Origin of the sequence: Vallicoccus soli, from assembly GCF_003594885.1 — a bacterium.
Taxonomy (GTDB): domain Bacteria; phylum Actinomycetota; class Actinomycetes; order Motilibacterales; family Motilibacteraceae; genus Vallicoccus; species Vallicoccus soli.
The window spans coordinates 300,189-310,250 of the sequence record NZ_QZEZ01000004.1 but is presented as its reverse complement, the minus strand read 5'-3'; the positions used below and the strand labels follow the sequence as shown (position 1 = coordinate 310,250).

General features: G+C 79.3%; 9 protein-coding genes. 8 read left to right on the top strand and 1 reads right to left on the bottom strand.

All coding sequences use genetic code 11. The features are described 5' to 3' along the window. Nucleotides 1-204 precede the first annotated feature (204 nt). From D5H78_RS11305 to D5H78_RS11270, 8 genes are all read left to right on the top strand, one after another. Complete coding sequence (locus D5H78_RS11305; protein WP_119950545.1) at nucleotides 205-537, top strand: ArsR/SmtB family transcription factor; 333 nt, start codon at nucleotides 205-207, stop codon at nucleotides 535-537. Then, nucleotides 534-1,031, top strand: coding sequence for an SRPBCC family protein (locus tag D5H78_RS11300; protein ID WP_119950544.1), 498 nt, complete (start codon nucleotides 534-536; stop codon nucleotides 1,029-1,031). The genes D5H78_RS11305 and D5H78_RS11300 overlap by 4 nt, the downstream gene beginning before the upstream one ends. A 97-nt stretch (nucleotides 1,032-1,128) precedes the next feature. Next, complete coding sequence (locus D5H78_RS11295; RefSeq protein WP_119950543.1) at nucleotides 1,129-2,040, top strand: SRPBCC family protein; 912 nt, start codon at nucleotides 1,129-1,131, stop codon at nucleotides 2,038-2,040. Then, nucleotides 2,037-3,212 carry a zinc-dependent alcohol dehydrogenase gene (locus D5H78_RS11290; RefSeq protein ID WP_119950542.1) on the top strand — a complete coding sequence of 392 codons (1,176 nt, stop codon included), beginning with the start codon at nucleotides 2,037-2,039 and terminating at the stop codon, nucleotides 3,210-3,212. Before D5H78_RS11295 ends, D5H78_RS11290 begins: the two co-directional genes overlap by 4 nt. Before the next feature lies 1 nt (nucleotide 3,213). Continuing rightward, nucleotides 3,214-4,287, top strand: a complete 1,074-nt coding sequence (locus tag D5H78_RS11285; RefSeq protein WP_119950541.1) for a carboxylate-amine ligase — start codon at nucleotides 3,214-3,216, stop codon at nucleotides 4,285-4,287. 89 nt (nucleotides 4,288-4,376) lie between these two features. Next, on the top strand, nucleotides 4,377-7,586 hold the full coding sequence (locus D5H78_RS11280; RefSeq protein ID WP_133412047.1) for a hypothetical protein: 3,210 nt from the start codon (nucleotides 4,377-4,379) through the stop codon (nucleotides 7,584-7,586). Further along, nucleotides 7,583-8,419, top strand: a complete 837-nt coding sequence (locus D5H78_RS11275; RefSeq protein ID WP_119950539.1) for an ABC transporter ATP-binding protein — start codon at nucleotides 7,583-7,585, stop codon at nucleotides 8,417-8,419. Before D5H78_RS11280 ends, D5H78_RS11275 begins: the two co-directional genes overlap by 4 nt. Next, the gene (locus D5H78_RS11270; protein ID WP_119950538.1) at nucleotides 8,416-9,060 is read left to right on the top strand and encodes an ABC transporter ATP-binding protein; all 645 of its coding nucleotides are present in this window, start codon (nucleotides 8,416-8,418) and stop codon (nucleotides 9,058-9,060) included. Before D5H78_RS11275 ends, D5H78_RS11270 begins: the two co-directional genes overlap by 4 nt. Before the next feature lie 144 nt (nucleotides 9,061-9,204). Here D5H78_RS11270 and D5H78_RS11265 read toward each other — a convergent pair whose 3' ends face one another. After that, the gene (locus D5H78_RS11265; protein ID WP_119950537.1) at nucleotides 9,205-10,032 is read right to left on the bottom strand and encodes a phosphotransferase family protein; all 828 of its coding nucleotides are present in this window, start codon (nucleotides 10,030-10,032) and stop codon (nucleotides 9,205-9,207) included. Between the last annotated feature and the right edge of the window lie 30 nt (nucleotides 10,033-10,062).

Below are 10,062 nucleotides of genomic sequence, written 5' to 3'. Positions count from 1 at the left end.
CGACCGGGTCTCCCAGCCGGATGCCCCCGTCTACACCCAGGCCTCCTTCACCGTCACCGCCGGCCGCCCCGGCCTCGAGCAGGTCGCCCCGCGCGTCTGAACCGCGTCGCCCGGACCGCGCCCGACCCGCGCCCGACCCCGTCCTCGGCCCCCGGCAGGGGACCCCCTTGCCGGGGGCCGCCGCCACGGCTAACGTACAACCTTGTGGTTGTAAGTCAGCCGGAGCGGGCCGACCGGGTCTTCGCGGCGCTCAGCGACCCGACGCGGCGCGACATCCTGCGCCGCGCCGCGGTCGGGGAGCCGTCGGTCTCCGCGCTGGCGCGGCACTACGCGATGAGCTTCGCCGCCGTGCAGAAGCACGTCGCGACCCTCGAGCGCGCGGGCCTGGTCGCCAAGCGGCGGCGCGGGCGCGAGCAGCTCGTGAGCACCCGGGTGGAGGCGGTCCGCGAGGCCCGCCACGAGCTGGAGGCGCTGGAGCGGCTCTGGCGCGACCGCCTCGCCCGGTTCGGCGAGGTCCTGGAGGAGGAGCAGCGATGAGCGTGGTGGGCGTGGCGCCGGACCGGGAGGCCCGGACCCTGACGATGACCGCCGAGTACGACGCCCCGGTCGAGCAGGTGTGGCGGCTGTGGGCCGACCCCCGGCTGCTGGAGCGGTGGTGGGGCCCGCCGACGTACCCGGCGACGGTGCACGAGCACGACCTGCGCCCCGGCGGGCGGGTCGTCTACTCCATGACCGGGCCGGAGGGCGACACGCACTACGGCTGGTGGCGCCCCGGCCGGGTCGACCCGCCGACCGGCCTCGAGCTCGAGGACGGCTTCGGCGACGCCGACGGCACGCCCGCCGAGGGCATGCCGACCACGCGGGTGCGGGTGGACATCGCCGACGCCGGCGGCGGGCGGACCCGCATGACCGTGACGTCGACGTTCCCGTCCGCGGAGGCCATGGACCAGATGCTGCAGATGGGGATGGCCGAGGGGATGCGCGAGGCGCTCGGGCAGACGTACCCGCTGCTCGAGGGCTCGGCCGCCTGAGCCGCCGCCCCGCACCGTCCGCCCCGCCGCCGGCCGTTTCGCCGGGCCCCCACGAGGTACGCCTGGCGGGACGACCGGGCGGCAGGGAGGCGGCGCGATGGGCAGGCGGACGGGGCTGGACGGCGACGGGCTGGCGAGGACCCTCGGCTGGGCGAGCCTCGGCCTGGGCGTGCCCCTCGTCGCGGCGCCCGGGGCGACGCTGCGCGCGGCCGGGCTCGTCGACGGCGCGCAGGAGCGGGCCGCGGCGCTGGGCGTGGGGGTGCGCGAGCTCGCGGCGGCGGCCGCGCTCCTCGCCCGGCCGCGTCCGGCGTGGCTGTGGGCGCGCGTCGCGGGCGACGCGGTGGACCTCGCGCTCGTCGGACGCTCGCTCGAGGCGCGGCCGGACCCGCGGGGCCGGGCCACCGCGGCGGCGCTCGCCGGCATCGCGGCGGTCGACCTCTACGCGGCGCTGACCCGCAGCAGGAGGGGCTCCGGCGTGCACCTGCACGCCACGACGACCGTCCGCACCGGCCCGCGCGCGGCGTACGACGCCTGGCGCCTCGAGGACCTGCCGCGGTTCATGGCGCACCTCGAGGAGGTGCGCGTGACGGGTCCGCGCACCAGCCGCTGGACGGCGACCGCGCCGTTCGGGCGCACGGTGTCCTGGGACGCGGAGACCACCGAGGACGTGCCGGGCGAGCGCCTGTCCTGGCGGTCCACCGGCGGGCGCGTCGGCACCCGCGGGACGGTGCGGTTCGTGCCCGCCCCCGGCGACCGGGGCACCGAGGTGCACGTGGACATGACGTACGAGGTGCCGGCCGGCGCGCTCGGGAGAGCGGTTGCCCGGTGGGCGGGCGAGGAGCCGCACCAGCAGCTCGACGACGACCTGCGCCGGTACAAGCAGGTGGTCGAGACCGGTGAGGTGGTGCGCTCCGAGGGCGCCCCCGGCGGCAAGCGCGCCCGGCACGAGTTCCCGCAGCACCCCGCGCAGCCGCTGTCCGCGCACGAGCTCGAGGAGGTCCGCGCATGAGGGCGGTCTGCTGGTCCGGTCGCAACAGCGTCGAGGTGCGGGACGTCCCCGACCCGTCGATCCTCAGCAGCCGCGACTGCGTCGTGCGCGTGACCTCGACGGCGATCTGCGGCTCCGACCTGCACCTCGTCGACGGCTACGTGCCGACGATGCAGGACGGCGACGTCCTCGGCCACGAGTTCATGGGCGAGGTCGTCGAGGTGGGCCCGGGCGTCGACCCGACGCGGCTGCGGGTCGGCGACCGCGTCGTCGTGCCGTTCCCCATCGCCTGCGGCTCCTGCAGCGCCTGCCGCGACGAGCTCTACAGCTGCTGCGAGAACAGCAACCCGAACGCGGGCCTCGCCGAGAAGCTCTTCGGCCACCCCACCTGCGGCATCTTCGGCTACTCGCACCTCACGGGCGGCTACGCCGGCGGCCAGGCGGAGTACGTCCGCGTCCCGTTCGCGGACGTCGGCCCGTTCAAGGTCCCCGACCACCTCACCGACGAGCAGGTCCTCTTCCTCACCGACATCCTGCCGACGGGCTGGATGGGCGCCGACATGTGCGGCATCCGCCCCGGCCAGGTCGTCGCGGTGTGGGGCGCCGGGCCGGTGGGCCAGTTCGCCGCCGACAGCGCCCGCGCGCTCGGGGCCGAGCGGGTGGTGGTCATCGACCCCGAGGGCTACCGGCTGCGGATGGCCGAGCAGGCCGGGCACGAGGTGCTCGACCTCGACGAGGTCGACGTGCGCTCGGCGCTGCTCGAGCTCACCGGCGGGCGCGGGCCCGACGCCTGCATCGACGCCGTCGGCGCCGAGGGGACGCACGGCAGCTTCCCCGTGCGGGCGTACGACCGCGTCAAGCAGGCGACGCGCGCCGAGACCGAGCGCCCGCACGCGCTGCGCCAGGCGATCCTCAGCTGCCGCAGCGGCGGCGTGGTGAGCGTCGTCGGCGTGTACGGCGGGTTCCTCGACAAGTTCCCGGCCGGCGCCTGGATGAACAGGTCGCTGACGCTGCGGACCGGGCAGACGCACGTGCACCGCTACCTGCAGCCGCTGCTGGAGCGCATCGAGGCCGGCGACCTCGACCCGACGCGGATCATCACCCACCGGATGCCGCTCGAGGAGGCGCCGGAGGGCTACCGGCTGTTCAAGGGCAAGGAGGACGGCTGCGAGAAGGTCGTCCTCACCCCCTGAGGTGGGGGTCCCGACCCTCGGCGTCGAGGAGGAGCTGCTCCTCGTCGACGGGCGCACCGGTGCGCTCTGCCAGGACTCCGAGCACGTCCTCGCGCGGGCGCGCGAGCTCGTCGCCGAGGGCGTGGAGCACGAGCTGCGCCGCGGCATGGTCGAGACCGGCAGCCCGCCGGTGCGCGACCTGGCCGCGCTGCGCTCGGGGGTGCAGCGCGGGCGCGACGCGGCCGTGCAGGCGGCCGCCGGCCTGGGGGTGCGGGTCCTCGCGTCGTCGACGCACCCGGACGCGCGCCCGGAGGAGACGGGCTACACCGACGACCCGCGCTACGCGCGCATCGCCGCGGTGTACGGCCCCCTCGCCGACCAGGCGCTCGTCGGCGGCTGCCACGTGCACGTCGGCGTCCCCTCGCGGGAGGCGGGCGTGGCGGTGCTCGACCGGGTGCGCCCCTGGCTCGCGGTCCTCCTGGCGCTGTCGGCCAACAGCCCCCTCTGGCGCGGCCGCGACACCGGGTACGCGTCCTGGCGCACCCAGGCCTGGTCGCGCTTCCCCACCGCCGGCCCGACCTCGCCGTTCGGCGGCCTCGACGCGTACGAGGCCCGGGCGGACGCCCTCGTCGCCGCCGGCGCCGCCATCGACCGCGGGATGCTCTACTACGAGGCCCGCCTGTCCGAGCGGTGGCCGACCGTCGAGGTGCGGGTGGCCGACGTCTGCGCGGAGGTCGGCACCGCGGTGCTCGTCGCCGCCCTCGCCCGCGGCCTCGTCATGACGGCCCTCGACGACGCGGCACCGCCGCCCGAGGTGCCGGCGGAGCTCCTGCGCGCCGCCACCTTCGCGGCCTCCCGGCACGGGCTCTCCGGCCGGCTCTGGCACCCCGGGGACCGCGCGCTGCGCCCGGCGCACGAGGTCGTGGCGGCGCTCGTGGCGCGGTGCCGGCCGGCCCTCGCCGCCGCCGGGGACGACGTAGCCGTCGAGGAGGAGGTCGCCCGCCTGCTGCGCGACGGCACGGGGGCCGAGCGCCAGCGCGCGGCGTGGCGCAGCGGCGGGCTCGACGGCGTCCTGGGGCTGCTCGCGCGCCCCTGACCCTCGCGGACGAGCCCCCGCGCGCCCCTTGTGCGGCCCGCCGCCCTGTGGGTCACTGGGGTGCTCCGAGTCCGGACGGGGGGATGCGCGTGAGCCTGCTGCTGCGAGCGGTCGCCTGGCACCGCGGCACGAGCGCCGCCCTGCTGCTCACCGCGGTGCTCGCCGTCGCGGCGGCGGTCTGCGGCCCGGTCTGGGGCCGCGCGGCGGAGGACTCCCTGGTCCGCGACGCGCTCGCCGCGGCACCGGTGCAGCGCACCGGGTACGTCGTCTCGGTGCCGGCGAACCGGCCGACCGTCCTGGACGAGGTGCGCCCGCCGGCGACAGCGCTCTCCGACGCGGTCGAGGGCACGCTGCTGCCGGGTGCCCTCGGCGCGCGGCTCGACGAGCCGCGCCGCCAGCTCACGACGACGCGCCGGCTGTCGCTGACGCGCGTGCCCACGGAGGCGGAGGTGGCCGCGGCCGCCGCGGCGGCCGAGCGCGGGGGCGAGGGGACCGCGCTGGACGAGCCGCCCCGCGGCCTGGGCCGCCTCGCGTGGCGCGAGGGCGCCTGCGAGCGGCTCGAGCTGCTCGCCGGCAGCTGCCCGGCCGCGGTCGACGAGGTGCTGCTGTCGGACCGCGCCCTCGCCTCCCTCGGGGCGCGCGTCGGGGACCGGGTGCGCATGCTGGAGCTCGCCGAGGAGCCCGACCCCGCGGGGCAGCGCGACCCGTTCCGGACCGACTACCGGGTGAGCGGCGCGTACGAGGCCGCGGCGGTGGACCCGCAGGACCCCTGGTGGTTCGGGTCGGGGCTCTTCGAGCACGCGCCCGCCGCCGTCTTCGCCGGCGAGCCGGTGCCCGCGCGGCTCGACGGGGTCATGGCCACGCGCGAGCTGCTGGTCTCGCTCCAGACGAGCACCGTGGTCGCCACCGCCGAGCGGGCCCTGCGCCCCGGCGCCCTGCCCCTCGCCGAGGTCGACGCCACGGCCGGCGCCCTGGAGGCGGCCGCGCGCACCGGGAACGCCACCGGCGCCGGCACGGTGCACGACGCCGGGCTGGCCGCGACGCTGCGGGCGGTCGAGGACGACCGCGAGCGGGTGCGCACCGGCGCGCTGCTGGTCAGCGGGCAGGTCGTGCTCCTCGGCTGGTACGTCCTGCTCGGCGTCGTCGGCGTCGCCGTCGCGGCGCGCGAGCCGGAGACGGCGCTGGCCAAGCTGCGGGGGCTGCCGCCGTACCGCGCTGCCTGGCTGGCCCTCGCCCCGCCGCTGCTCCTCGTCGCCCTCGCGCTCCCCCTCGGCACCGGCCTCGCGCTGCTCGTCGCGACGCGGCTGCGCGACGCCGTCCTCGCGCCCGGCACCCCCCTGGACCTCGGCGCCCCCGCGCTGGCGGCGGCCGGCGTCGCGGCGCTCGGCGCCGTGGTGGCGGCCGTGGTGGCGTCGTGGCGCTCCCTGCGGGCGCCGGTCGCGGAGCAGCTGCGACGCTCCGGCGGCGCCGCCGAGCGGCGGCAGGGGCGCACCGCGGTCGTCGCCGTCGTGGCGGTCGCGGGCGCCGCCGCGTCGCTCGTCGCCGCGCTCGGCGAGGCGGCGAGCGGCTCCGCGGTCGCGCTGCTCATGCCGGTGCTCGTGGGGCTGGCCGCCGGCCTGCTCGCCGCGGCCCTCCTCGGCTGGGGGGCCTCGCGGGCCGTGCGGCGCTCCGCCCGCTCCCCGCTCCCCCGCTTCCTGGCGGTGCGGCAGCTGGCACGGCGCCCCGGCACCACCCGGGCGACGGCGCTCGTCACCGCGACGGTCACCTTCGTCGGCTTCGCCGCCGCGGCGTGGGTGGTGGCCCGCGAGCAGCGCGCCACCGAGGCCCGGGTCGCCGTCGGCGCCGACCGGGTGGTGACCGTCGACCCGGTGCCCGCCGCCGAGCTCCTCGACGCGGTCCGCGCCGCCGATCCGGACGGGCGGGCCGCGATGGCGGCGGTGCAGGTGGCGGGCGAGGGGGAGACGGGGACGCGCCGGCTGCTCGCGGTGGACACCACCCGCTGGGCCTCGGTCGTCGAGGGGCCCGCGGCGGGGGCCCTCGACGGCGGCGCGGCCGCCGAGCTCGCCCGCAGCGACGGGGCGACGAGCCTGGAGGTGCGCGGGGTGCGCTGGGAGGCGGAGCTGGAGCTCGACCAGGTCGAGACGGCCGTGCCGCTCGCCCTGCTCGGCGCGGCGACGACGCTGGAGGGCGTGCCGGTGCCGGCTGCCTTCGGCCGCCTCGTCGAGGGCCGCCAGCGCGTGGTGGCGCAGGTGCCGAGCTGCCGGGCGGGCTGCCGGGTGTCGCAGCTGCGGCTCGTCCGGGCCGGCGGCGTCGGCGGGGTGGTCGGCTCGGCGCGCCTGCTCTCGCTCTCCGTGGACGGCACCGTCGTGGAGCGCTTCGACGTCGACGACTGGCGGCCCACGACGGTCGACGAGGAGCTGCCCGGGTCGAGCCCGACGACGGACCTCGTCGAGGCGCCGGGCGGCGGCATCGACGTGTCCTTCGCCGTCAGCCCGTCGGTGACCCCGGGCATCGCGCGGCGCGACGTCCCGCCGGTCCTGTCCGGCGTGGTCGGGTCGGCGACCGCGGTGCGGTACGTCGGCGCCGAGGGGCTCGTCATCGGCTCCAGCCTCGGCGAGGCCGTGCCGAACCTGCGCGTGGTGCGCGTCGCGGAGGTGCTGCCGCGCCTCGGCCCCGAGGGGCTGCTCGTCGACCTCGCGGTCGCCGAGCGGTTCGCGCCCGCGCGCCGCGCCGCGGTCGTGCACCAGGTGTGGCTCTCCGACGAGGCGGGGCCGGGCGTGCTCGACGCCCTGCGCGGCGAGGGGCTGGTGGTGCGCGGGGAGGAGACGGTCGCCGAGCGGCGGGACGCGCTCGACGCGGGCGGTACGGCCCTCGCCCTCCTCCTGCTCCTCGTGGCCGCCGCCGTCGTGCTGCTCACCGGGCTCGCGGGGGTGGCCACGAGCCTCGCCGCCCAGGCGCGGCGGCGCGCGTTCGAGGCCGCCGCGCTGCGCGCGGTCGCGGTGCCCGAGGCCGTGCTGCGCCGGGCGGCGGCGTGGGAGCTGGGGCTGCTGCTCGTGCCCGCCCTGGTGCTCGGCACCGCGTGCGCCGGCGGCGCGCTGCTCGTCGCGGCCGACCTGCTGCCGTCGCTGACCGGCGCCTCGGGCACCGCCGCGACGCTGCCCGCGGCGGCCCGGGTGTGGCTGCCGGTCCTGGCCGCGAGCCTGCTGGCGGCCTGCTGCCTCGCGCTGCTCGTCGCGGTGTCGGCGCGGGGCTCCTCCCCGGCGGCGCGGGCCCGGCGGCTGCGGGAGGGCCAGGCGTGAGCGCCGGCACGGAGGTGGTGTGCGAGGGGGTCGTGCACGTCTACCCCGACCCGTCGGGCGACGACGTCGTCGCCCTGCGCGGGGTGGACCTGCGCGTCGCGCCCGGCGAGCGGGTCGCGCTGCTCGGCCCCTCGGGCGCGGGCAAGTCCACGCTCCTCGCGCTCCTCGGCGGTCTCGTCCGCGCATCCGCCGGCTCGCTGCGGCTCGACGGCGCCGAGGTGCGCACGATGGACGAGCGGGCGCTGCTGCGGCTGCGGGCGACCGGGGTCGGGACGGTGCTGCAGGGGCCCTCGCGCAACCTCCTGCCGTACGCCACCGCGGAGCAGAACGTCGCGCTCGTGCAGCGCGCGGTCCCGCGCTCGCGCCGGCGCGGCCTGCTGGCGCCGCGCGACCTGCTCGACGCGCTGGGGCTCGCGGACCTCGCGCGCCGGCGGCTCGGCGCGCTGTCCGGGGGCGAGCTGCAGCGGGTCGCCGTCGCCGTCGCCCTCGCGAACGGGCCCGGCCTGCTCCTCGCCGACGAGCCGACGTCCCAGCTCGGCACCGCGCACCGCACGGCCGTGCTGGACCTCGTCGACCGGGTGTGCGAGCGCTTCGGCACCACGGTCGTCGTCGTCACGCACGACCCCGGCGTCGCCGCCCGCTGGGACCGCACGCTGACGATCCGCGACGGGCGGGTCGGCTCCGAGGGGCGGCTCGGGCGCGACCGCGCCGTCGTCGGGCCCGACGGCGCCGTGCAGCTCCCCGACGCGCTGCGCTCCGCGTGGCCGCCGGGGACGCGCGTCGAGGTCGTCCCCGACGGCGACGAGCTGCGGCTGCGCAGGGAGGCGACGTGACCGTCCTCGAGGGCCGCGACCTCGTGGTCCGCGCCGGCGGGCGCGCCGTGCTCGACGGGGTGTCGGTGGCGGCCGCCTCCGGCCGGCTGCTCGCGGTGGTGGGGCCGTCGGGCTCGGGCAAGACGACCCTGCTGTCGGCGCTCGCCGGGATGCTGGTGCCCGACGCGGGCGCCGTCCTGCTCGACGGCGCCCCGCTCACCGGGTCGGACGAGGAGCGCCGGCGCTGCGGCTTCGTGCTGCAGGGGCACGCCCTGCTCCCGGTCCTGGACGCCGGCGAGAACGTCGAGGTCGCCCTGCGCGGGCGCGGGGTCCCGGCGGAGCGTGCCCGCGAGCTGGCCGCGGCCGCCCTGGACCGGGTCGGGCTCGGCGGGCGCGAGGGCCGGCTCGTCGAGCGCCTCTCCGGCGGGCAGCAGCAGCGGGTCGCGCTCGCCCGCGCCCTCGCCCCCTCCCCCGACCTGCTGCTGCTCGACGAGCCCACGTCCGAGCTCGACGCGGCGACCCGCGACCACGTCGTCGGCGTCCTGCTCGAGGAGGCCGCCCGCGGCGCCCTCGTCGTCGTCGCCACCCACGACGAGGAGGTCGCCCGGCACTGCGACGACCGCGTCGACGTGCGCGACGGGCGCCTGCGCGCCGCCGCCTGAGGCGCGCGCCGGTGGCGGGCACCCCCCACCCCGCCGCGGTCGTGCGGGGATGGCGCGCTCCCCGCGCCCCCGGGGCAGCGGCACGACGACGCCACCGGCACCGCCGTGCCCTCCGCGCATGACCGCGGCAGGGTCGGGGGCGGCTCACCCCGGCAGCAGCCGCGCGAGGGCGCGGCGGGCGGCGGTGGCGTAGGCCGGCTGCCCGGTCGCCGTGCCGTGGGCGAGGTCCTCGAGGGCGGCGCAGGCGGCGAGGAAGCGCACCCGCGCGAGTGCCCCGTCGTCCGGCGGGCCGCCGTAGGCGTCCAGGAGCGCCCGGAAGGCCGGCGGGTCGAGGTCGCGGCAGGGGCGCGCGAGGTCCAGGGCGGGGTCGGCGAGGGCCGCGTCGCCCCAGTCGACGACGCCGGTGAGCCGACCGCCGGCCTCCAGCAGGTGCTCGGCGCCGAGGTCGGCGTGCGCCAGGACCCGGCGCGGCGCCGGCGACGGCACCGCCGCGCGCAGCCGGTCCAGCAGCGCCGGTGCCGCGCCCAGCCCGGCGAGGCCCTCGTCGAGGCCCTCCAGCCGGGCGGCGGGGTCGAGGTCCTCCTCGGGCACCGTGCCGGTGACCTCGCCGGGCGGCACCGCGTGCAGCACCCGCAGGGCCCGCCCCAGCGCCGTACCGACCGCCACCGCGACGCGCGGACCGACCGCACGGCCCAGCAGCGGCGCCCCCGGCAGCAGCCGCTGCACCCCGACCCCGCGCGCGGTGTCGACGAGCACCGGCTCCGGCACGGCGACCGGCAGCCGCGGCCCGACGAGCCGCAGCAGCCGGTCCTCCCGGAGGAGGCCGCCGGGGTCACCCACTCGCAGGACGTGCCCGGCGACCTCGTACGCGCTGTGGTCCAGCCCCTGCCCCAGCGGACGCAGCGGGCCCCGCGCGAGCGCCGGCAGGTGCTCGCGCAGCGCCGCCTCGGCGAGGTCCCGCGGGCTGGGCACGGGGCCAGCCTGCCACCGCCCGGGCGCCGT